Origin of the sequence: Microcoleus sp. bin38.metabat.b11b12b14.051 (assembly GCF_013299165.1) — a bacterium.
In the GTDB taxonomy this organism is placed as follows: domain Bacteria; phylum Cyanobacteriota; class Cyanobacteriia; order Cyanobacteriales; family Microcoleaceae; genus Microcoleus.
This window is the reverse complement of the sequence record NZ_JAAFKD010000036.1, coordinates 11,602-31,242: the sequence shown is the minus strand read 5'-3', so window position 1 is coordinate 31,242 and position 19,641 is coordinate 11,602. Positions and strand designations below refer to the sequence as shown.

Sequence of the window (19,641 nt, the reverse complement as noted above, 5' to 3'; positions counted from 1 at the left end):
TAGCTTGCTATCCAAGTCCTAGCCCAAATAAGCAAGACCGAAATCAAAGTCGGAGATCGAACAGGTAAAAAACCTAGAATCTCAACCCTTGCAAGACTTCCACAAGCTCGCTCCCAAATTTAAAACTCAAATTTTAAACACCGAGGAAGGCTGTTGGTTGATAACAGTTAATTGCAGGAACACTGAAATAGATGTTTCTGCACAAGAGCAAGCGGATTGACGTAAACTTCGCAATCCGAAACCTCTTGCGTAAATAAAAGGAAAAAAATCCGTGTCTGTAGGCATTCTTGGCACTAAACTAGGCATGACTCAAGTGTTTGACGCCGAAGGGAGAGCAATCCCCGTCACCGTCATACAAGCAGGGCCTTGTACAGTAACTCAAATCAAAACTAAACAAACTGATGGCTACACTGCCATTCAGATTGGATACGAAGAAGTAAAACCAAAGGCTCTCAACAAGCCAGAATTGGGACACCTTGCCAAGTCGGGGGCGAATCCATTGCGCCACTTGCACGAATACCGCTTGGAAGATACCAGTTCCTTTGAATTAGGCCAACAAGTAAAAGCAGACGCTTTTACACCGGGGCAAATCGTAGATGTCATCGGTACCAGCATCGGTAAAGGTTTTGCAGGCTTTCAAAAGCGCCACAACTTCAAACGCGGCCCCATGTCTCACGGTTCTAAGAATCACCGCGAACCTGGATCGATCGGACCTGGAACCACTCCCGGACGCGTCTATCCCGGTAAAAGAATGGCAGGACGCATGGGCAACGTTCAAGTTACCGTCCGCAAACTGACAATTGTCCGGGTGGATGCAGAGCAGAATTTGTTGCTGATCAAGGGAGCAGTTCCCGGAAAAGCTGGCGCCTTAGTCAATGTTGTTCCTGAGAAAAAAGTTGGGTGGTAGTTATTGGTTATTGGTTATTTGTTATTGGTTATTTGTTATTAGCAACAACTAACAACTGACAATCAACAAATAACAACCAACAACTGACAATCAACAAATAATAACAGACAACTAACAACAGACAAAGGACAAAAGATATGGTTAACTGTGTAGTGCGAAATTGGCAAGGCGAAGAAGTTGGAGAAACAACTTTAGAGCTTCGCGTAGCCAAAGAAGAAAATGCGTCTCACATCGTTCACAGAGCCTTGAGACGGCAAATGGTCAACGCCCGTCAAGGGAATGCTTGCACCAAAACTCGATCGGAAGTTAGAGGCGGCGGTCGCAAACCCTGGCGTCAAAAAGGCACAGGTCGAGCCAGAGCAGGTTCTATCCGTTCTCCGTTGTGGCGGGGCGGCGGTGTCATCTTCGGGCCGAAGCCGAGAGACTTTGAAGTCAAAATGAACAAAAAAGAACGCCGTCTCGCTTTGCGGACAGCATTCTTTAGCCGTACCGAAGACATCATTGTGGTTGAAGAATTTGCAGAGCAATTTCCGAGACCGAAAAGCAAAGAATTGCTAAGTGCGATCGCCCGTTGGGGTATCGACGCCCATAAAAAAGTTCTGTTAATCTTGCCAGAACCGCAACTCAACGTTTACCTGTCAGGACGCAACATCGAATTAGTCAACGTCATCTTGGCAACTTCTCTGAATGTTTACGACGTTCTCGCGGCTGACAAAATAATCGTCACCTCTACAGCCATAGCAAAAATTCAGGAGATTTACGGTGAGTAAAATCGACCCCCGCGACTACGCAGATTTGATCCAGCGTCCGATTCTCACCGAGAAAGCTACCCGAATGATGGAATTAAATCAATTCACATTTGACGTAGCACCAAAAGCGACCAAGCCTCAAATCAAAGCTGCAATCGAAGAACTATTTAAGGTCAAAGTCATTGGCGTCAACACCCAAAACCCGCCGCGCAAAAAGCGCCGAGTAGGTAAATTCGTCGGCTTTAAACCTTGCTACAAGCGAGCAACAGTAACTCTGCTAGACGGAGACTCCATCCGCAAACTCCTATTCCCAGAAGTTTAGCCAATTTTGGATTTTAGATTTTAGATTTTAGATTCCAGTTAACTGATGCAAACTTCCCATCCAGGAAACTCGCAAGTTAACTTAATCCCAAATCTAAAATCCAAAACTGTCAAGTCCAAAATCCCAAGTCTAAAATCTAAAATCTAAAAGCGATTATGGGCATCCGTTCTTACCGACCTTATACCTCCAGCACCCGGGAACATACCGTCTCGGACTTCGCTGAGATTACCAAATCAGAGCCTGAAAAGTCTCTAACCGGCAACAAGCACACCAAACAAGGCCGCAACAACCGAGGCGTCATTACCTGCCGCCACCGGGGAGGCGGTCACAAACGGCTTTATAGAACGATCGACTTCCGCCGCGACAAACACAGCATTCCTGCTACCGTCAAGGCGATCGAATATGACCCCAACCGCAACGCCCGGATCGCCCTTTTGTTCTACAAAGACGGCGAAAAACGGTACATCCTGCACCCGCTCAACTTAAACGTCGGTACAGTAATTGTCTCAGGCCCAGACGCGCCGATCGAAATTGGCAACGCCCTACCCCTGAAGAACATTCCCCTCGGTACCAGCGTCCACAACGTCGAGCTAGTACCAGGAAAAGGCGGACAAATCGTCCGTTCCGCAGGCTCCAGCGCTCAGCTAATGGCAAAAGAAGGTAGCTACGTCACCCTCAAACTGCCATCCGGCGAACAACGGAAAGTCCGCGCCGACTGCTACGCTACGATCGGTCAAGTTGGCAACACAGACGCCAGAAACATCAGCCTCGGTAAAGCAGGCCGTACCCGCTGGAAAGGTCGCAGACCAACCGTTCGCGGTAGCGTCATGAACCCGGTAGATCACCCGCACGGTGGTGGCGAAGGCAGAGCGCCCATCGGGCGTCCGGGGCCTATGACTCCTTGGGGAAAACCAGCATTGGGTGCCAAAACTCGACGCAAAAACAAGCGCAGCGACGCTTTAATCGTCCGGCGCCGCCGCAAATCTTCCAAGCGTGGCAAGGGCGGCAGACAAAGTTAATGGAAGAAGGAAGAAGGAAGAAGGAAGAAGGAAGAAGGAAGGAAGAATGGAAAAAAATGTTTTACCTTTTCTAATTCCCAATTCCCAATTCCCAATTCCCAATTCCCAATTCCCAATTCCCAATTCCCAATTCCCAAAATTATGTCTCGATCGTTAAAAAAAGGCCCATTTGTCGCAGACCACCTGATGACAAAGATTGAAAAACTCAACGCCGCAGGCCAAAAACAAGTAATTAAAACTTGGTCGCGCTCTTCCACAATCCTGCCTCAAATGGTAGGTCACACGATCGCAGTTCACAACGGCAGACAGCACGTTCCCGTCTACCTGACAGACCAAATGGTAGGTCACAAACTCGGAGAATTCTCCCCCACTCGCACCTTTAGAGGTCACGCGAAAAGTGGTGATAAAAAGGCGAAAAGATAGCCAAATTAGGTGACAGGTAATAGGTAATCGAAATTTTTTCATTCAATTACCAATTACCTTTTCCCCAATTGCCAATTACCTACTTACCCAAATCGAAATGGTTATAGATACCACATCCGAAATTAAGGCGATCGCCCGTTATATCCGGACATCGCCCTTCAAAGTGCGCCGAGTCCTCGACCAAATTCGCGGCAAAAGCTACCAAGAAGCGCTGATTTTACTCGAATTCATGCCCTACCGCGCCTGCGAACCAATCGTTAAAGTTTTGCGATCGGCAGTAGCCAACGCCGAACACAACGCAGGATTGGACAAAACCAAACTCGTAGTCTCTCAAGCTTACGCAGACCAAGGCCCAGTCCTCAAACGTTTTAGACCCCGCGCTCAAGGTCGCGCCTACCAAATTCGCAAGCCAACTTGCCACATTACGGTAATAGTTGCTCCGCTCTTAGAAGACTAAAAAACAATTGACAGTTGACAGTTGACAGTTGACAGCGAGGTTTTTGAGAGCGGGATTTAAACCCAGCCGCTCAAACAATCCACCGACTTCGAGCAGGGGCTTTACATCCTTGATATTTGGTAAAAGGTACAGACAGCTTAAAGTTCAAAAAACAGGTAACTATCAATTACCAATTACCAATTACCAATTACCAATTAACTCATCAAATATTATGGGCCAAAAAATACATCCAATTGGTTTTCGTCTCGGCATTACCCAAGAGCACCGCTCTCGCTGGTTTGCTGACCCGAAAAACTATCCAGAACTCTTGCAAGAAGACTTTAAAATTCGCAAGTACGTCCGCAAAACCCTCAGTAATGCTGGTATTTCCTCGGTCAGAATTGAGCGCAAAGCCGATCAAATCGACCTAGAAGTCTTCACCGCCAGACCGGGCGTTGTCGTAGGCCGCGGCGGAGCAGGTATCGAAACTTTGCGCGTCGGTTTGCAGCAGCAACTCGGCAACAACCGCCAAATTCGCATCAACGTCGTTGAAGTTCAGCGCGTAGACGCCGATGCCACACTGATCGCAGAATATATCGCCCAGCAACTAGAACGGCGCGTATCCTTCCGCCGAGTAGTTCGCCAAGCAATCACCCGCGCTCAAAAAGTCGGCATTCAAGGCATCAAAATTCAAGTCAGCGGACGCCTCAACGGCGCAGAAATCGCCCGTACCGAATGGACGCGCGAAGGCAGAGTCCCCTTGCACACCCTGCGGGCCGACATCGACTATTCCTACTGCACCGCTCAAACCATCTACGGTATTCTCGGGATTAAAGTTTGGGTTTTCAAAGGCGAAATTATTCCTGGACAGGAACAAGAAGCTGCACCAAATGCAGCCGTGCCCCGCACCAAACAAAAGCGCCGCCGCCAGAACTTTGAAGATCGATCGAACGAAGGCTAGTCAGTTGACAGTTGACAGTTGACAGTTGACAGTTGGAAGTTGACAGTTGGAAGTTGATATTTGGCAGCAGTAACCAGTTACCGATTACCAATTACCGATTACCAATTACCAATTACCAATTACCGATTACCAATTCCCAATTCCCAATTCCCAATTCCCTCAGTCATGTTAAGCCCTAAAAGAACAAAATTCCGCAAACAACAGCGCGGGCGAATGAGCGGTATTTCCACCCGCGGCAGCTCAGTTAGCTTTGGCGACTTTGCCCTCCAAGCCATCGAGCCAGCCTGGATCACTTCCCGCCAAATAGAAGCCGGACGGCGCGCCATGACCCGCTATATCCGCCGGGGCGGCAAAATCTGGATTCGCATTTTCCCCGACAAACCAGTCACCCAGCGCGCAGCAGAAACCCGGATGGGTTCTGGTAAAGGCGCACCGGAGTTTTGGGTAGCCGTCGTCAAACCCGGTCGGATCATGTTTGAAATTGGTGGTGTCAGCGAAGAAATTGCCCGCGAAGCAATGCGTTTGGCATCTTTCAAATTACCGATTAAAACCAAGTTCATCACCCGCGAAGAAAGCCCGTCATAGTGGCGATCGAAGGTAGAATTGAGTCTGCATTCGTCAGAAATTTAAAATCTGGCACGTACAACTTTTTTTCCCTTCGGTCTTCAGCATCAGAAAGAATTCTGTCTTCACTAGACCGCTACTAGACCGCTAACGATAAAGCACACAATTATGTCTTTGACCAAGATTAAAGAAGCTAGAGAATTAAGCGATGCAGCAGTAGCAGAGCAAATTTTAGCCGTCAAGCGCCAACTAATGGACTTGCGGCTTCAGCAAGCTACCGGCCGCATGGAAAAGCCTCACCTGTTCAAGCACGCCAAACACCGGCTGGCTCAATTAATGACAGTTGAACGCGAACGCCAAATCGCTGCTGAGGCAGCTCTCAAGTCTGCTCCCACCGCAGTCAGCGAGTAGTCAGCAGCAGCCGAGCCGAGGTTCGCACAGCAGTTCAAAAAAACTCAATTGCACAACAACAATAGGTAGGTATGGCAGTTAAAGAACGAGTTGGCGTAGTAGTCAGCGACAAAATGGATAAAACCGTCGTGGTAGCGATCGAAAACCGCTCCTCCCACACCAAATACGGCAAAATCGTAGTCCGCACCAAGCGATACAAAGCTCACGACGAAGAAAATAAGTGCAAATCGGGCGATCGCGTCCGCATCACTGAAACTCGCCCTCTGAGCAAAACCAAACGCTGGACGGTTGCTGAGATTTTCGGTGCAACAAAGGGTTAACAGTTAATTTCTAATTGCTCGAAAGTGCGATAATCGGCTTTCTCGATCGACCCTTTGATTAACCATCAATTAGCAGCAATTAGCACTTAGCAGTTAGCAAGCATCAAATTACCTTTTCCCAAATCACCATGATTCAACCCCAGACATACCTCAATGTCGCCGACAATAGCGGAGCCCGCAAGCTCATGTGCATCCGCGTATTGGGAGGCGGCAACCGCCGCTACGGCGGAGTCGGCGATGTCATCATTGCCGTCGTCAAAGACGCCATCCCCAACATGGCAGTCAAAAAATCCGATGTCGTCAGAGCCGTCATTGTCAGAACCCGCAAAGCCTTACGTCGCGACAGCGGCATGAGCATTCGTTTTGACGACAACGCCGCCGTGATTATCAATCCCGAAGGCAACCCCAAAGGCACTCGCGTTTTCGGGCCAGTCGCCCGCGAACTCCGCGACAAAAACTTTACTAAAATCGTTTCCTTAGCCCCAGAGGTACTTTAAAATGTACGGAAAAAAGGGTAAACCAACTAGCGAACCGCAACGCCACAGAATGCACGTCAAAGCGGGCGACACCGTGCAAATAATTACTGGCAAAGAGAAAGGAAAAGTCGGAGAAATCTTAAAGACATATCCTAAAGTCAGCAAAGTAATTGTTAAAGGCGTAAATATCAGAACCAAGCACGTCAAGCCCCAACAAGAAGGGGAATCGGGAAAAATCGTCACCTTTGAAGCTCCCATCCACAGCTCAAATGTCATGCACTATTCCGAAAAAGAGAAAATCGCCAGCCGCGTCTGCTATACATTTAGTGAAGACGGCCGCAAACTGCGACAACTCAAAAAAACCGGAGAAATCCTCGATAATTAGTCATTGGTCATTAGTTATTAGTCATTAGTGCCTAACTAACAACTAACAACTGACAAATGTCAACTGACAAAGAACGAGATACAAGCCCCTGGCTTTAGACACGGGGAAAAGTCGGTAGCGGTTTCAACCGCCTTCAATATTTCTTTACGTGGTTAGTCAGCAAATGATGTGATCATAAAAGACGATCGAGTAAGAATAACCATCTACGTGTTGAAACATCCTAGAGGGCGAGCAATTCCGGCAACGGACAGATCCGACTCAGATTCGGAATAGTTCTCATAGCAAACAATAGCAGGATGTAGAGCGTACCGTATCTGTTGGCTAGCGATGGACTCGCGTTCGCAAAAAACAAAGTATACGCAATGTTTGAAGAAATTTAAACGGAGTGAGTAGCGGCGACTTGATAGCGCCTTTGAACATCCGACTCTGGACTCTTCAAGAATCCCCTCGCCTTTAGCCATGGGGAGTATCAAAAAGAACAATTCCCTGACCAAGCCCAGGGACAGTTAACGAAACACAAAAACTATGCCGGACAAACTCAAAGTTCTTTATCAAGGTAAAATCGTTCCTAAACTGATGGATCAGTTTAAATATACTAATATCCATCAGGTTCCCAAACTTATCAAAGTCACCGTGAACCGGGGTTTGGGAGAAGCTTCTCAAAATGCTAAGGCATTGGATTCGTCGCTGAATGAAATTGCGATCATCACCGGGCAAAAACCCGTCGTGACGCGAGCGAAAAAGGCGATCGCAGGCTTCAAAATCCGCAAAGGAGTACCAGTCGGCGTGATGGTGACGCTGCGTGGCGATCGGATGTACGATTTTCTCGATCGACTCATCAACCTCGCACTCCCCCGCATCCGCGACTTCCGCGGTATCAGTCCCAAAAGCTTTGACGGGCGCGGAAACTACAGCTTGGGCCTGAGAGAACAGCTAATTTTTCCAGAAATAGAATATGACCGCATCGATCAAATTCGAGGCATGGACATTTCAATTATCACCACAGCAAATACCGACGAAGAAGGACGTGCCTTGCTTAAAGAAATGGGAATGCCGTTCCGGGACAACTAAGCACTAGAGTAAGAAGCAAAAGATGGCAGCTAACGATACCATAGCAGATATGTTGACGCGCATTCGCAATTCTTGCATGGCGCGCCACCAAACAACACAAATTCCAGCTACAAAAATGACCCGTAGCATCGCCCAAGTTCTCAAAAACGAAGGCTTTATCAGCGAATTTGAAGAAGCAGAACCAGAAGGCGTAAAGCGAACTATAGTGCTTTCTCTAAAGTACAAAGGTAAAACTCGCAAGCCCATTATCACGGCACTTAAGCGAGTCAGCAAACCAGGACTGCGCGTTTACTCGAACCGCAAAGAACTGCCCAGAGTATTAGGCGGAATTGGCATTGCCATTATCTCCACCTCCAGCGGCATTATGACCGATCGAGAAGCTCGACGCCAAGGTTTAGGCGGTGAAGTGCTTTGTTATGTTTGGTAGTCATTAGTCATTAGTCATTAGTCAGTCGATTTTAGATTTTAGATTAACTTGCAGCATTCAATCTGCAAGCTTAAACAAAAGTCTAAGATTTGGGGATTATCCACTCATGAGTGTCGGCGAATTGTACTTGTTTATTACGAGTCATTAATTACGCATACCATGGAAAAAAACTCAAAAGTCGATCGCTAAAGACTAATAACTAGATACTAATAATCAAACACTAAAAACTAAAAACAAAGGACAAAAACTATGTCGCGAATTGGCAAGCGTCCGATTAGCATCCCCACAAAAGTCACCATCACCCTAGACGGTCAAAAAGTAGCCGTCAAAGGCCCTAAAGGTGAACTTTCCCGAGTAATCCCCGCCGAAATCCTCCTAGGAATGGAAGGCGAGACTTTACTCGTTACCCGCCGGGACGAATCTCGCGTCGCCAGACAATTGCACGGCCTCTGTCGCACCCTTGTCGCCAACATGGTCGAAGGTGTATCCCAAGGCTTTCAGCGTCGTCTGGAAATTATCGGCACAGGTTATCGGGCACAGGTTCAAGGACGGAACCTGATTTTAAACGTCGGTTACAGCAAGCCCGTTGAAATGCCTCCTCCAGAAGGCATCACCATGGCAGTTGAAGGCAACACCAACGTCATTGTCTCCGGCATTGACAAAGAACTCGTAGGCAACACAGCAGCCCGCATCCGCGCGGTGCGTCCGCCCGAAGTTTACAAGGGCAAAGGCATTCGCTACAGCGGCGAAGTCGTCCGGCGCAAAGCTGGTAAAACAGGCAAAACAGGTAAGAAGTAACAGTCGGTAACCCAGGTCTAAAGACACTGGGCTTGTAGGGGTAATTCCCACAAGCCATACTGACCAGCCTAAGACTTTCGAGGTCTACGTTTTTGGAGTCACGACACCCTGTGGATGCGTAGCTAGTTCCCTGCTCTGTCATTTGCAATTAAACAGTCTTAAGGTCACTGAGACAGTGTTGCAAGTCGAAAAAGCTCTTAAAACATTGGCGAAGCTAACATCACCCCGCAAGGGAGGCTCAATTGAGCAAATCCGAAGTGTCATTTCTCTCTCAGGTCTAAAAACTCTGAGTTTCCCATTTACCGAGTATTTATATGAAGCTTACTCGCAAGGAATCAGTCCACCGCAGACACCGCCGCGTGCGGCGCAAGGTATTCGGTACTGCCGAACGTCCAAGATTAGCGGTATTTCGATCGTCCAATCACATCTACGCTCAAGTAATCGACGACACTGCACAGCACACTTTGGCTGCTGCGTCAACCCTCGATCCAGAATTGAAGTCAAATCTCACTTCTGGTGGCAACTGCTCCGCGAGCGTCCAAGTCGGTCAGTTGATTGCCAAACGGTGTTCCAGCGCTGGCATAGCTCAAGTCGTATTCGATCGCGGAGGCAACCTCTATCACGGTCGCGTTAAAGCCCTCGCAGATGCAGCTCGCGAAGCCGGGTTAGACTTTTAGGAAGAAGCAAGAAGGAAGAAGGAAGAAGGAAGAAGGAAGAAGGAAGAAGGAAAAGAGAATCTATAACAAAATTCTTAATTCCTAATTGTTAATTTCTCTATGCCAACTACCAGTTACTAATCCTCAATTCCCCAAGGACAAAACATGGCAGAACAAAAAGAACAGCGCAACAAGAAAAAAAGCAATAACAACAAAGGGCGCGAAAAAGAATCCGAATGGCAAGAACGGGTTGTTCAGATTCGTCGCGTTACCAAAGTAGTTAAAGGCGGTAAAAAACTCAGCTTCCGCGCCATAGTCATTATCGGCAACGAACGCGGTCAAGTTGGAGTGGGAGTCGGCAAAGCTAGCGACGTAATCGGTGCCGTTAAAAAAGGCGTCGCTGACGGCAAAAAGCACCTAATTGAAGTCCCCCTCACCAAAGCTAACTCCATCCCTCACCCCATCAACGGTGCAGGTGGCGGAGCCAAAGTCATGATGCGTCCAGCAGCACCCGGAACCGGGGTAATTGCAGGGGGAGCAGTGCGAACTGTTCTCGAACTAGCAGGAGTCCGCAACATCTTAGCCAAACAGCTAGGTTCAGGAAATCCTTTAAACAACGCTAGAGCCGCAGTCAACGCCCTTTCCACTCTTCGCACCTTATCCGAAGTTGCTCAAGAGCGCGGAATTCCAGTAGAAAACCTCTACGGTTAAGGACTAGGGAACTGGACATTGTCAGTTTTGAGTATTAAGTATTGAGTTTTGAATAAAAATCTTTCATTCCTCAAAACTCAAAACTCAAAACTACCAATTACCAATTACCAATTACCAATTACCAACTATCAAAACTATGAGATTGCAAGACGCCCGACCAAAAGCGGGTTCCACAAAACGCCCGCGTCGCTTGGGTAGAGGTATTTCTGCCGGTCAAGGCGCGAGTTCCGGTAAAGGGATGCGCGGTCAAAAAGCTAGAGCCGGTAGCGGCACTAGACCCGGTTTTGAAGGTGGTCAAAATCCTCTTTACCGCCGCCTGCCCAAGCTGAAGAGCTTTCCTTTAGTGAACCGGAAAGAGTACACTACCATTAATGTAAGTAAATTAGCATCACTGCCAGCCAACACAGAAGTTACTCTCACCTCTTTGATCGAAGCAAAAATTGTCACTACTGACGACGGGCCGCTGAAAATCTTAGGAGATGGCGAACTGAATGTGGCTCTGCAAGTGCGCGCGGCGGCCTTTACCGCAGGTGCTCGCACCAAAATTGAAGCCGCCGGCGGAAGTTGCGAAGTAGTTGCGTGAAGATTTGAGGTTTGAGAGTTTGTCCAAATCTCAAATCCTCAAGCTTGCTATCAGAAAATGATTTAGTCGAAAATCCCAAATCTAAAATCCAAAATCGTAACTATGGACGTTAGTAAAGAGAAAGCGCCAACTGCACAAGAGACGTTCATGCAGATGGCTCAAGCTGCTGGTTTGCGGGGCCGCATCCTCGTCACTATTGGCTTATTGATTTTAGTACGCCTGGGTGTTCACTTGCCAGTCCCCGGCATCGATCGCGCCGCCTTTGCCCAAAACGTCCAAAATAGCCCTTTAATTGGCTTTTTGGACTTGTTTTCAGGAGGCGGGCTGTCAGCTTTGGGGATTTTCGCGCTGGGGATTTTGCCCTACATTAATGCTTCAATTATTGTGCAACTTCTAACTGCGGCTCTGCCAAGTTTAGAAGATATGCAGAAAAATGACGGCGAAGCAGGGCGGCGCAAGATTTCTCAAATTACTCGCTACGTTTCTTTGGGCTGGGCTATTCTGCAAAGCATTGGCATTGCGATTTGGGTCAGCCCTTTTGCTCAATCTCCATCGCCTTTCTTCATACCACAAACTGCTTTGGCTCTTACGGCCGGATCGATGTTTGTCATGTGGATATCGGAAGTGGTGACAGAGCGAGGCATCGGGAACGGAGCATCGCTGCTGATCTTTATCAACATTGTGTCGGTTTTGCCGCGCTCTTTGGGACAAACTTTTGAATTGGCTCAAAGTGGCGACACGCAAGTTGTAGGCCGCGTAATTGTTCTGCTGCTGGTCTTTTTGGTGACGATTGTCGGGATTGTTTTTGTTCAGGAAGGTACTCGCCGGATTCCGATTATTTCTGCCCGCCGCCAAGTCGGTCGCAAAGTTTATCGGGAGAGTCGCAGCTATCTACCCCTGCGCTTGAATCAAGGCGGAGTGATGCCGATTATTTTTGCATCTTCGGTGTTGATTGTGCCTTCTTTCCTCGCTCAGTCTCTCAATCAGCCGTTTTTGGTTCAAGTTGCTAATGTGTTGAGTCCGAACGGCCCTGCGCCTTGGGCTTACGCGCTATTTTATCTGACTTTGATTCTGTTCTTCAGTTATTTCTACGCTTCGTTGATTGTCAACCCCGTAGATATGTCTCAGAACTTGAAGAAAATGGGCGCCAGCATTCCTGGGATTCGCCCCGGTCAGAAAACCAGCGATTATGTGGAGAAGGTTTTGAACCGTTTGACTTTCTTGGGAGCGATTTTTCTCGGTCTGGTGGCCATTGTACCAACGGCTGTAGAAAGCGCGATCGGCGTCCAAACTTTTAGAGGGTTTGGTGCAACTTCCCTACTAATTCTAGTGGGTGTGGCGATCGAAACTGCCAAGCAAATTCAAACTTACGTCATCTCCCAGCGATATGAAGGAATGGTGAAGTAATCGCAATGCAATTGATTTTTATGGGGCCTCCAGGGGCCGGCAAGGGAACTCAGGCTCAGCTTTTAGCCGCTCTCTGGAAAATACCCCACATTTCAACGGGTGACATCCTCCGCGCCTGCGTGGTTGCGAAAACTCCCTTGGGTGTAAAAGCTAAATCCTACATGGATGCTGGTGAGTTGGTTCCCGACGAGTTATTGATGGATATCGTACAAGAACGCATGAATGAACCAGATGCTGGTGCAGGCTGGATTCTCGACGGCTTTCCCCGTACTGTGGCACAGGCAGCGTTTTTTGACAAACTGCTTTGTGATGTTGGTACTGGGGCTACCTCTGGTAAGGACTGCGCTCTGCGAGCTGTCAATTTGGATGTCCCTGATAATGTTTTGGTGACTCGCCTGCTGTCGCGGGGCCGCCAAGATGACAATGAGGAGACGATCCGCCGCCGGTTGCAAGTTTATCGCGAGCAAACTGAGCCTTTGATTGAGTTTTACAGATCCCGCGAACAGTTAGTTGCGGTTGATGGCGATCGCGACATGGAAGTAGTCACCGCAGAACTGCAACAAGCGCTCTCTGGCGACTGTTGAACCCTCGCAATACAGCTTGTTACTCACCAGCTTTTGCTAAGATCTGTTAACTAGGAGCTTTTTGTGCTATCAGGTTTTGTGAGGGTTGCGAGAAACAAAATTGAACTCGATTCTACTTGCCACAACTTTACTCAAGTAAAGCTCAAGCAAGCGGTTAATTGAGTCAAGCAGTCGATCGAGTTACCTGAATTATTGCCCCGTTCGCCTTCAACCCGCCCAAAACGGAGACAAGCCACCGACAATCGTCGTCGAGATCCCAAATTTTAGACCGAAGTTCCTGCTCCTTTGATGCATCTGTGGAGTAAATCTAAAATCTAAAATCTAAAATCGGCCCCTCCTTACTTGGTAAATAGGTTTTGAAGCAAACGCCGGGACACTCCTAGTTAATCAAATGTAGAGTTGAGGTAAATACCAAATTGTCTAAGCAAGATTTAATTGAAATGGAAGGGACAGTGACGGAATCACTGCCGAATGCGATGTTTCGCGTTGACCTAGATAATGGGTTTAACGTGCTAGCTCACATTTCTGGCAAGATCCGCCGCAACTACATCAAAATTCTGCCTGGCGATCGCGTCAAAGTTGAATTAACTCCCTACGACTTGACCAAAGGCAGGATTACTTATCGCCTTCGGAAAAAATAGGCTTAGATAAAACTTTCTAAAAACTAATTCTAAGTTTAATTAGAGAGAATTTGGTAAAAAGCTTCAAATTTATGCTATAATGCTACGTTTGTAGTGTTGCCGAGAAGGGCGTCAACAACCCAGCGGCGTACCGGGTTAAGTCATTGCTACGCCGTTTAAGTATCGATCGCCAACATTCTGGCGCACGCGAACTTTACCCAGCAATGGGAGTGGGTGCAAGCGAGCTCCTTCATAAAACAACCCGCACTTTATACAATTTAATCGAGGAGAGGCCTACACCTTGCCCAGCCTCTCCTCCCACCGCTCTACGGGTCAGCGTGCGTGCTCTCCGGTAGAGCGGGGTTCTCCAGGCAGGAAGAAAGATGAAAGTTCGAGCATCTGTCAAAAAAATTTGTGAGAAATGTCGCGTCATCCGCCGTCGCGGTCGAGTGATGGTGATATGCACTAACCCGAAACACAAACAGCGCCAAGGTTAGAAAACAGGAAGATTGGGCTGGGCACTGCACGCAGGTGCTGCCTAATTCAATATTGTAGCCAAATAGGAAAACTAGGGAGACAAAAAGTGTGGCACGGATTGCCGGTGTAGACCTTCCACGCGATAAGCGCGTCGAAATAGGTCTGACATACATTTTCGGAATAGGCCTGTCGCGGGCCAAAAAAATTATCGCTGCAACAGGCGTAAATCCTGACACTCGCGTCAAGGATTTAACAGAGGCCGACGTGACTACTCTACGGGCTCATGTAGAAAGCACCTACCAAATCGAAGGAGACCTCCGGCGCTGGGAGTCAATGAACATCAAGCGCCTGATGGATATCGGGACTTACCGCGGTCGGCGTCACCGTTTGGGTCTGCCTGTGCGGGGTCAACGAACCCGTACCAACGCTAGAACCCGTCGTGGCGTCCGCCGTACAGTGGCGGGCAAGAAAAAAGCACCGTCCAAGAAATAACAGCAGTTTGCAGGAAATTTATGTTCCTGCCGACTGTTTCCCCGGCTTTGGGGAGAGTAATTCAATGAAAACGATAAAGAGACTAATATGCCGCCACGACAACAAACAGGCAAGAAATCTGGTGCAAAAAAGCAGAAGCGTAACGTACCGAATGGGGTAGGCTACATCCAGTCTACCTTTAACAATACGATTGTGACTATTACCGACCTAAATGGCGAAGTAATATCCTGGGCATCAGCAGGTTCCAGCGGTTTCAAAGGAGCTAAAAAGGGTACTCCCTTTGCAGCTCAAACAGCAGCAGAAAGTGCAGCTCGCAGAGCCAATGACCAGGGAATGCGCCAAATAGAAGTAATGGTAAGCGGGCCGGGAGCAGGTCGAGAAACTGCAATTCGGGCCTTGCAAGGAGCAGGACTGGAAATTACCCTAATTAGAGATGTTACCCCAATTCCTCACAACGGCTGTCGCCCTCCCAAGCGGCGTAGAGTCTAAAACGATTTGAGATTTTAGATTTTAGATTTTGGATATTGGCTAACTGCTTAAAGTCAAAAAATAATGGTTCTAACTGTTGCCCCGTCCATCCAAAATCCGAAATCCGTTCAGGGGTATGCTCTGCAATCTAAAATCCAAAATCAAAAATCCAAAGTGGAAAAGGGAGGTCACTCCGTGGCGCAGTTTCAAATTGAATGTATAGAGTCTAATACTGACAAAGACCGCAGTCAGTACGGAAAATTTGTTCTAGAACCGCTCGATCGCGGTCAGGGAACAACTGTTGGGAATGCGCTCCGGCGAGTTCTGCTGTCAAATTTGGAAGGAACAGCAGTAACTTCAGTCCGCATCGCGGGCGTCAATCACGAGTTTGCCACGATCGAAGGGGTACGTGAGGACGTTCTGGAAATTCTCCTGAACATGAAAGAGGTTGTTCTCAAAACTCATTCCCAGCAGCCACAAATCGGTAGGTTGCGGATTGAGGGGCCAGTCACAGTTACTGCCGATCGATTCGATTTGCCCTCTGAGGTGGAATTGATCGATAAATCGCAGTACATTGCGACTCTCTCACCGGGATCTGTTCTGGAAATGGAATTCAGAATAGAAAAAGGCATCGGATATCGAGCAGTAGACCGCAGTCGCGATGATGGGTCGGCTTTGGATTTTCTCCAAATTGACGCTATCTTTATGCCGATTCGCAGAGTCAACTACAGCGTGGAAGATGCTCGGCTCGGTGGCAGTTCTGAGAAAGACCGGCTGGTTATGGAAATCTGGACTGATGGCAGCGTGACTCCTCAAGAAGCTCTGAGTCAATCTGCACACATCCTGGTAGATTTATTTGCACCTCTCAAAGACATCACCCAAGATTCTCTCAAACCCGAGTATCCAGGTGAGGCCGATCCTACGAGCCAAATTCCGATCGAAGAATTGCAGTTGTCAGTCCGGGCTTACAACTGTCTCAAGCGGGCTCAGATCAACTCAGTTGCAGACTTATTGGATTATACCCAAGAAGACTTGCTCGAGATTAAGAACTTCGGGCAGAAGTCCGCAGAAGAAGTGATTGAAGCTTTACAAAAACGCTTGGGCATTACCTTGCCACAGGAAAAATCAGCTAAAAGTTAATCAACGGGTAACGGGTAAAAAAGTTCTGCATTTTCAGTGCGTGAGTTCTTCAGAACCAAGAAGAATTCACCGCCCGAGCTCTCAGACTGTCTATCCCCGCGCCCAATTACCAATTACCAATTACCAACTGCTATGCGTCACCGCTGTCGCGTCCCCCAACTAAACAAACCGGCTGACCAACGCCGCGCCATGTTGCGCTCGCTGACCACCGAATTAATCCGCCACGGTAAAATCACTACCACTCTCGCCCGCGCCAAAGCGCTGCGTCCAGAAGCGGACAGAATGATTACCTTGGCCAAAGATGGCTCCTTGGCCGCTCGCCGGCAAGCTATGGGCTATATCTATGACAAACAGTTAGTACACGCCTTGTTTGAGGCTGCCCAAGAACGCTACGGCTCGCGCAACGGGGGCTACACCCGCGTAGTGCGAACTGTCCCCCGCCAAGGAGACAATTCCGAAATGGCGATCGTTGAACTGGTTTAATGCAATTTTGGGTTGGAGATTTTTGATTTATGACTGACAATCCAAAATCCCCAATCGAAAATGCCCGATCGACACAACGCATTGCTTTGGTAATCCAATACCTCGGCACTGACTTTCACGGTTGGCAGCGACAGCCGAACCAGCGTACAGTACAAGAAGAAATTGAAACAACAATATCAAATGTGCTGGAACGCCCGGTAACGCTGTACGCGGCCGGGAGAACGGATGCGGGAGTTCACGCCGCTGCTCAAGTAGCCCATTTTGATGCTGATGGCCCAATTCCGGCTCACCGCTGGGCAAGCGTTCTCAACTCTCGACTGGCAAAAGATATTTTAATTCGAGCTTCGGCAAAGGTGGAACCTACCTGGCACGCTCGGTTCTCAGCCAGTTGGCGGCGCTATCGCTACACCCTTTATACAGACCCGATTCCTAATCTGTTTGTGCGTCCTTATGCTTGGCACTGCTATCACGCACCTGTGGATGAATCCAAGATTCAGGCAGCTTTGACACCCCTAATCGGGCGGCATCACTTGGCTGCTTTCCACCGCGCGGGGTCTGCTCGCCCGCATTCTTGGGTGGACGTACAAGCGGCAGAGTGTCACCGTTCTGGGCCTCTTATCTATATTGAGGTTCAGGCGAGCGGGTTTCTGTACGGGATGATGCGCCTGCTGGTGGGGTTGCTGGTGCAGGTGGGTCAGGGGGAAAGGGCGATCGACAATTTCACTGATATCTGGGTCAACGAACGCCGAGAAATGGTAAAATACGCCGCTCCCGCTCAAGGTTTATGCCTGTTGCGGGTTGGCTATCAGGACTTTCCCTTTCCCACCGATGTTTGGTACGACACTCAGCCGAAATTAGTTATTGGTTATTAGTTATTAGTTATTAGTTATTGGTTATTAGTTATTGGCAACAACTAACAAATAACAACTAACAAATAACAAATAACAATTAACAAATAACAATTAACAAATAACAACTGACAACTAACAATGAACAAAACTTACGTCCCTACTAAAGACTCCCTAGAGCACAAGTGGTACGTGGTCGATGCCGCCGACCAGCGGCTGGGCCGTCTGGCAACTGAAGTTGCCATGTACCTCCGGGGTAAACACAAACCCACTTACACTCCTTCAATGGATACCGGCGATTTCGTAATTGTCATCAATGCTGACAAAATCGCTGTTACTGGCAAAAAACGCACCCAAAAAATCTACCGCCGCCACTCTGGCAGACCGGGCGGCATGAAAACAGAAACTTTTGCCAAATTGCAAGCACGTTTGCCCGAAAGAATTGTCGAAGAAGCTATCCGAGGAATGCTGCCTCACACTTCTCTGGGCAGACAACTGTTTACTAAGCTGAAGGTGTACGCTGGCCCCAACCACCCGCACCAAGCTCAAAAACCAGAAGAGTTAATTGTTCACACGATTCCGGGAGGAAATGAGTAATGCAAGCAACAGATACATCCGGCCGCGCTGTGTACTGGGGTACCGGTCGCCGCAAGTGTTCCGTAGCGCGGGTACGTTTGGTTCCCGGCACTGGCATACTGACTGTCAATGGTAAAGAAGGAGATTTGTACCTGCAATTCAACCCTACTTATTTGGCACTCGCTAAGGCTCCTCTGGAAACTTTGGGTCTCGAAAATGAGTATGACATTTTGGTGAAAGTCGAAGGCGGCGGCTTGACAGGTCAAGCTGACTCGATTCGGTTGGGTGTCGCTAGAGCACTGTGTCAGTTAGACCCCGACAACCGCAAGCCTCTGAAGACTGAGGGCTATTTGACTCGCGACCCGCGGGCAAAAGAACGGAAAAAGTACGGTTTGCGGAAAGCTCGCAAGGCTCCTCAATACTCGAAGCGGTAATCGAGGGCAGAAGGCAGAAGGAAGAAGGAAGAAGGAAGAAGGAAGAAAGAAAAGGCAAGAATCGTTCAGATTTTATCTGCTTTTTTTTAAAGTTTATTTCCGATTCCTGATTCCTGGTTCCACAAGGTATAAGACAAAATTGGTGCTGTTGTTGGTCTACAAGTCCTGCGGCAGCTAAAATGGTTGTAAAGTCAAAAATTTAGAGAGTAAAAAAAATGGCGAAAGATGGTATTCACCCTGAGTGGTATCCCGAAGCTCAGGTTTATTGCAACGGCGAACACGTGATGACTGTTGGTTCCACTAGACCAAAGCTTCAAGTTGATGTCTGGTCTGGAAATCATCCTTTTTATACTGGCACTCAGAAGATTATTGATACTGAAGGTCGTGTGGAACGCTTTATGCGCAAATACGGCATGACGGACGTAGAAATGCCCAAGGCAGATGCTATGTCTGGGCCGCTGAAAATGGAAGACCCCAAAGCAGATGCTGCTAAAGCTGCTGCTAAAGCCAAAAAGAAGAAGTAGCCGGATTGTCATTTGTCCGCAGTTGGTTGGGAGTAGTTTTTTCTCTACTGGTAACTGACTGCTCTCGGATTTGAGATTTTAGATTTGAGATTGCTATGCTATTACACATTTAAATTGCATATTCGGGGCGAGGCTCAAAGCCCACCCCACAAACAAGAGTTGGACTAATTCTTGATACAGAATTTAAATGCCGCAACAGCTTATCCAGGCAGTTGAGATAGAATCGCGATTCTATCTCAACTGCTATTCAAATCTCAAGTCTCAAATCTAAAATTTATCCGCCCTCGGATTGGAGAGCTTAGATTGAAGAGTTGCTACGGCTGGCGGTTGAGTTCGATCGCGATTCTATCCCAACTTCTCTTCAAATCT

31 protein-coding genes are annotated in these 19,641 nt (G+C 48.1%); all 31 read left to right on the top strand.

Going from position 1 to position 19,641, the window contains the following annotated elements:
• The first annotated feature begins 271 nt into the window (after positions 1 to 271).
• The 31 genes from rplC to rpmE all read left to right on the top strand — a co-directional run bounded on the left by rplC (position 272) and on the right by rpmE (position 19,272).
• Positions 272 to 907, top strand: coding sequence for a 50S ribosomal protein L3 (gene rplC / locus QZW47_RS26210; RefSeq protein WP_293133914.1), 636 nt, complete (start codon positions 272 to 274; stop codon positions 905 to 907).
• A 137-nt stretch (positions 908 to 1,044) separates the two neighbouring features.
• The gene (gene rplD / locus QZW47_RS26205; RefSeq protein WP_293133912.1) at positions 1,045 to 1,677 is read left to right on the top strand and encodes a 50S ribosomal protein L4; all 633 of its coding nucleotides are present in this window, start codon (positions 1,045 to 1,047) and stop codon (positions 1,675 to 1,677) included.
• Positions 1,670 to 1,978, top strand: coding sequence for a 50S ribosomal protein L23 (locus QZW47_RS26200; RefSeq protein ID WP_293133910.1), 309 nt, complete (start codon positions 1,670 to 1,672; stop codon positions 1,976 to 1,978). Before rplD ends, QZW47_RS26200 begins: the two co-directional genes overlap by 8 nt.
• Positions 1,979 to 2,133: 155 nt before the next feature.
• Positions 2,134 to 2,997 (top strand): 50S ribosomal protein L2, encoded by an 864-nt coding sequence (rplB, locus tag QZW47_RS26195; protein ID WP_293133907.1) that lies wholly within the window; start codon positions 2,134 to 2,136, stop codon positions 2,995 to 2,997.
• Positions 2,972 to 3,154: a hypothetical protein gene (locus tag QZW47_RS26190; protein WP_293133904.1), complete on the top strand. Its 183-nt coding sequence runs from the start codon at positions 2,972 to 2,974 to the stop codon at positions 3,152 to 3,154. The genes rplB and QZW47_RS26190 overlap by 26 nt, the downstream gene beginning before the upstream one ends.
• Positions 3,139 to 3,420 carry a 30S ribosomal protein S19 gene (rpsS, locus tag QZW47_RS26185; protein ID WP_041623488.1) on the top strand — a complete coding sequence of 94 codons (282 nt, stop codon included), beginning with the start codon at positions 3,139 to 3,141 and terminating at the stop codon, positions 3,418 to 3,420. Before QZW47_RS26190 ends, rpsS begins: the two co-directional genes overlap by 16 nt.
• Positions 3,421 to 3,517: 97 nt before the next feature.
• Positions 3,518 to 3,877, top strand: a complete 360-nt coding sequence (gene rplV, locus QZW47_RS26180) for a 50S ribosomal protein L22 (RefSeq protein ID WP_193973606.1) — start codon at positions 3,518 to 3,520, stop codon at positions 3,875 to 3,877.
• A gap of 211 nt (positions 3,878 to 4,088) precedes the next feature.
• The gene (gene rpsC, locus QZW47_RS26175) at positions 4,089 to 4,817 is read left to right on the top strand and encodes a 30S ribosomal protein S3 (protein ID WP_293133893.1); all 729 of its coding nucleotides are present in this window, start codon (positions 4,089 to 4,091) and stop codon (positions 4,815 to 4,817) included.
• Between the two features lie 165 nt (positions 4,818 to 4,982).
• Entirely contained in the window at positions 4,983 to 5,402 is a 420-nt protein-coding gene (rplP, locus tag QZW47_RS26170; protein ID WP_293133986.1) for a 50S ribosomal protein L16, read from the top strand.
• 147 nt (positions 5,403 to 5,549) lie between these two features.
• Positions 5,550 to 5,792 carry a 50S ribosomal protein L29 gene (gene rpmC / locus QZW47_RS26165; protein ID WP_293133890.1) on the top strand — a complete coding sequence of 81 codons (243 nt, stop codon included), beginning with the start codon at positions 5,550 to 5,552 and terminating at the stop codon, positions 5,790 to 5,792.
• A 71-nt stretch (positions 5,793 to 5,863) separates the two neighbouring features.
• Positions 5,864 to 6,112, top strand: a complete 249-nt coding sequence (gene rpsQ / locus QZW47_RS26160) for a 30S ribosomal protein S17 (protein WP_293133887.1) — start codon at positions 5,864 to 5,866, stop codon at positions 6,110 to 6,112.
• A gap of 128 nt (positions 6,113 to 6,240) precedes the next feature.
• The gene (gene rplN / locus QZW47_RS26155) at positions 6,241 to 6,609 is read left to right on the top strand and encodes a 50S ribosomal protein L14 (protein ID WP_193973611.1); all 369 of its coding nucleotides are present in this window, start codon (positions 6,241 to 6,243) and stop codon (positions 6,607 to 6,609) included.
• A gap of 1 nt (position 6,610) precedes the next feature.
• Positions 6,611 to 6,973 carry a 50S ribosomal protein L24 gene (rplX, locus tag QZW47_RS26150; protein ID WP_293133876.1) on the top strand — a complete coding sequence of 121 codons (363 nt, stop codon included), beginning with the start codon at positions 6,611 to 6,613 and terminating at the stop codon, positions 6,971 to 6,973.
• Between the two features lie 525 nt (positions 6,974 to 7,498).
• On the top strand, positions 7,499 to 8,044 hold the full coding sequence (rplE, locus tag QZW47_RS26145; protein ID WP_293133873.1) for a 50S ribosomal protein L5: 546 nt from the start codon (positions 7,499 to 7,501) through the stop codon (positions 8,042 to 8,044).
• Between the two features lie 22 nt (positions 8,045 to 8,066).
• A complete protein-coding gene (gene rpsH / locus QZW47_RS26140; protein WP_194010353.1) occupies positions 8,067 to 8,471 on the top strand; it encodes a 30S ribosomal protein S8 in 405 nt (134 codons plus the stop codon).
• 249 nt (positions 8,472 to 8,720) lie between these two features.
• Positions 8,721 to 9,269: a 50S ribosomal protein L6 gene (gene rplF / locus QZW47_RS26135; protein WP_293133866.1), complete on the top strand. Its 549-nt coding sequence runs from the start codon at positions 8,721 to 8,723 to the stop codon at positions 9,267 to 9,269.
• 314 nt (positions 9,270 to 9,583) lie between these two features.
• The gene (gene rplR / locus QZW47_RS26130; protein WP_293133863.1) at positions 9,584 to 9,946 is read left to right on the top strand and encodes a 50S ribosomal protein L18; all 363 of its coding nucleotides are present in this window, start codon (positions 9,584 to 9,586) and stop codon (positions 9,944 to 9,946) included.
• 144 nt (positions 9,947 to 10,090) lie between these two features.
• On the top strand, positions 10,091 to 10,636 hold the full coding sequence (gene rpsE, locus QZW47_RS26125) for a 30S ribosomal protein S5 (RefSeq protein WP_293133860.1): 546 nt from the start codon (positions 10,091 to 10,093) through the stop codon (positions 10,634 to 10,636).
• A 136-nt stretch (positions 10,637 to 10,772) separates the two neighbouring features.
• On the top strand, positions 10,773 to 11,219 hold the full coding sequence (rplO, locus tag QZW47_RS26120) for a 50S ribosomal protein L15 (RefSeq protein ID WP_293133857.1): 447 nt from the start codon (positions 10,773 to 10,775) through the stop codon (positions 11,217 to 11,219).
• 102 nt (positions 11,220 to 11,321) lie between these two features.
• Positions 11,322 to 12,626: a preprotein translocase subunit SecY gene (gene secY, locus QZW47_RS26115; protein ID WP_293133854.1), complete on the top strand. Its 1,305-nt coding sequence runs from the start codon at positions 11,322 to 11,324 to the stop codon at positions 12,624 to 12,626.
• A gap of 5 nt (positions 12,627 to 12,631) precedes the next feature.
• A complete protein-coding gene (locus QZW47_RS26110; RefSeq protein WP_293133851.1) occupies positions 12,632 to 13,210 on the top strand; it encodes an adenylate kinase in 579 nt (192 codons plus the stop codon).
• A 416-nt stretch (positions 13,211 to 13,626) separates the two neighbouring features.
• Complete coding sequence (gene infA, locus QZW47_RS26105) at positions 13,627 to 13,851, top strand: translation initiation factor IF-1 (protein ID WP_006276978.1); 225 nt, start codon at positions 13,627 to 13,629, stop codon at positions 13,849 to 13,851.
• 362 nt (positions 13,852 to 14,213) lie between these two features.
• Entirely contained in the window at positions 14,214 to 14,327 is a 114-nt protein-coding gene (rpmJ, locus tag QZW47_RS26100) for a 50S ribosomal protein L36 (protein ID WP_015178722.1), read from the top strand.
• 88 nt (positions 14,328 to 14,415) lie between these two features.
• The gene (rpsM, locus tag QZW47_RS26095) at positions 14,416 to 14,799 is read left to right on the top strand and encodes a 30S ribosomal protein S13 (RefSeq protein WP_293133838.1); all 384 of its coding nucleotides are present in this window, start codon (positions 14,416 to 14,418) and stop codon (positions 14,797 to 14,799) included.
• 87 nt (positions 14,800 to 14,886) lie between these two features.
• Positions 14,887 to 15,288, top strand: coding sequence for a 30S ribosomal protein S11 (rpsK, locus tag QZW47_RS26090; RefSeq protein WP_265233150.1), 402 nt, complete (start codon positions 14,887 to 14,889; stop codon positions 15,286 to 15,288).
• Positions 15,289 to 15,462: 174 nt separating this feature from the next.
• The gene (locus tag QZW47_RS26085) at positions 15,463 to 16,407 is read left to right on the top strand and encodes a DNA-directed RNA polymerase subunit alpha (protein ID WP_293133983.1); all 945 of its coding nucleotides are present in this window, start codon (positions 15,463 to 15,465) and stop codon (positions 16,405 to 16,407) included.
• 132 nt (positions 16,408 to 16,539) lie between these two features.
• Positions 16,540 to 16,890, top strand: coding sequence for a 50S ribosomal protein L17 (rplQ, locus tag QZW47_RS26080; protein WP_293133831.1), 351 nt, complete (start codon positions 16,540 to 16,542; stop codon positions 16,888 to 16,890).
• Between the two features lie 29 nt (positions 16,891 to 16,919).
• The gene (gene truA, locus QZW47_RS26075; RefSeq protein ID WP_293133828.1) at positions 16,920 to 17,762 is read left to right on the top strand and encodes a tRNA pseudouridine(38-40) synthase TruA; all 843 of its coding nucleotides are present in this window, start codon (positions 16,920 to 16,922) and stop codon (positions 17,760 to 17,762) included.
• 117 nt (positions 17,763 to 17,879) lie between these two features.
• A complete protein-coding gene (rplM, locus tag QZW47_RS26070) occupies positions 17,880 to 18,335 on the top strand; it encodes a 50S ribosomal protein L13 (protein ID WP_293133825.1) in 456 nt (151 codons plus the stop codon).
• The gene (rpsI, locus tag QZW47_RS26065; RefSeq protein WP_194067224.1) at positions 18,335 to 18,748 is read left to right on the top strand and encodes a 30S ribosomal protein S9; all 414 of its coding nucleotides are present in this window, start codon (positions 18,335 to 18,337) and stop codon (positions 18,746 to 18,748) included. The genes rplM and rpsI overlap by 1 nt, the downstream gene beginning before the upstream one ends.
• Positions 18,749 to 18,963: 215 nt before the next feature.
• On the top strand, positions 18,964 to 19,272 hold the full coding sequence (gene rpmE / locus QZW47_RS26060; protein WP_293133820.1) for a 50S ribosomal protein L31: 309 nt from the start codon (positions 18,964 to 18,966) through the stop codon (positions 19,270 to 19,272).
• The last annotated feature ends 369 nt before the right edge of the window (positions 19,273 to 19,641 follow it).

Excerpts from the sequence above, each read along its gene's own strand:
- rplD (WP_293133912.1), top strand. The coding sequence starts at position 1,045 with ATGGTTAACTGTGTAGTGCGAAATTGGCAAGGCGAAGAAGTTGGAGAA.
- rplB (WP_293133907.1), top strand. The coding sequence starts at position 2,134 with ATGGGCATCCGTTCTTACCGACCTTATACCTCCAGCACCCGGGAACAT.
- rpsS (WP_041623488.1), top strand. The coding sequence starts at position 3,139 with ATGTCTCGATCGTTAAAAAAAGGCCCATTTGTCGCAGACCACCTGATG.
- rplV (WP_193973606.1), top strand. The coding sequence starts at position 3,518 with ATGGTTATAGATACCACATCCGAAATTAAGGCGATCGCCCGTTATATC.
- rpsC (WP_293133893.1), top strand. The coding sequence starts at position 4,089 with ATGGGCCAAAAAATACATCCAATTGGTTTTCGTCTCGGCATTACCCAA.
- rplP (WP_293133986.1), top strand. The coding sequence starts at position 4,983 with ATGTTAAGCCCTAAAAGAACAAAATTCCGCAAACAACAGCGCGGGCGA.
- rpmC (WP_293133890.1), top strand. The coding sequence starts at position 5,550 with ATGTCTTTGACCAAGATTAAAGAAGCTAGAGAATTAAGCGATGCAGCA.
- rpsQ (WP_293133887.1), top strand. The coding sequence starts at position 5,864 with ATGGCAGTTAAAGAACGAGTTGGCGTAGTAGTCAGCGACAAAATGGAT.
- rplN (WP_193973611.1), top strand. The coding sequence starts at position 6,241 with ATGATTCAACCCCAGACATACCTCAATGTCGCCGACAATAGCGGAGCC.
- rplX (WP_293133876.1), top strand. The coding sequence starts at position 6,611 with ATGTACGGAAAAAAGGGTAAACCAACTAGCGAACCGCAACGCCACAGA.
- rplE (WP_293133873.1), top strand. The coding sequence starts at position 7,499 with ATGCCGGACAAACTCAAAGTTCTTTATCAAGGTAAAATCGTTCCTAAA.
- rpsH (WP_194010353.1), top strand. The coding sequence starts at position 8,067 with ATGGCAGCTAACGATACCATAGCAGATATGTTGACGCGCATTCGCAAT.
- rplF (WP_293133866.1), top strand. The coding sequence starts at position 8,721 with ATGTCGCGAATTGGCAAGCGTCCGATTAGCATCCCCACAAAAGTCACC.
- rplR (WP_293133863.1), top strand. The coding sequence starts at position 9,584 with ATGAAGCTTACTCGCAAGGAATCAGTCCACCGCAGACACCGCCGCGTG.
- rpsE (WP_293133860.1), top strand. The coding sequence starts at position 10,091 with ATGGCAGAACAAAAAGAACAGCGCAACAAGAAAAAAAGCAATAACAAC.
- rplO (WP_293133857.1), top strand. The coding sequence starts at position 10,773 with ATGAGATTGCAAGACGCCCGACCAAAAGCGGGTTCCACAAAACGCCCG.
- secY (WP_293133854.1), top strand. The coding sequence starts at position 11,322 with ATGGACGTTAGTAAAGAGAAAGCGCCAACTGCACAAGAGACGTTCATG.
- QZW47_RS26110 (WP_293133851.1), top strand. The coding sequence starts at position 12,632 with ATGCAATTGATTTTTATGGGGCCTCCAGGGGCCGGCAAGGGAACTCAG.
- rpmJ (WP_015178722.1), top strand. The coding sequence starts at position 14,214 with ATGAAAGTTCGAGCATCTGTCAAAAAAATTTGTGAGAAATGTCGCGTC.
- rpsK (WP_265233150.1), top strand. The coding sequence starts at position 14,887 with ATGCCGCCACGACAACAAACAGGCAAGAAATCTGGTGCAAAAAAGCAG.
- rplQ (WP_293133831.1), top strand. The coding sequence starts at position 16,540 with ATGCGTCACCGCTGTCGCGTCCCCCAACTAAACAAACCGGCTGACCAA.
- truA (WP_293133828.1), top strand. The coding sequence starts at position 16,920 with ATGACTGACAATCCAAAATCCCCAATCGAAAATGCCCGATCGACACAA.
- rplM (WP_293133825.1), top strand. The coding sequence starts at position 17,880 with ATGAACAAAACTTACGTCCCTACTAAAGACTCCCTAGAGCACAAGTGG.
- rpsI (WP_194067224.1), top strand. The coding sequence starts at position 18,335 with ATGCAAGCAACAGATACATCCGGCCGCGCTGTGTACTGGGGTACCGGT.
- rpmE (WP_293133820.1), top strand. The coding sequence starts at position 18,964 with ATGGCGAAAGATGGTATTCACCCTGAGTGGTATCCCGAAGCTCAGGTT.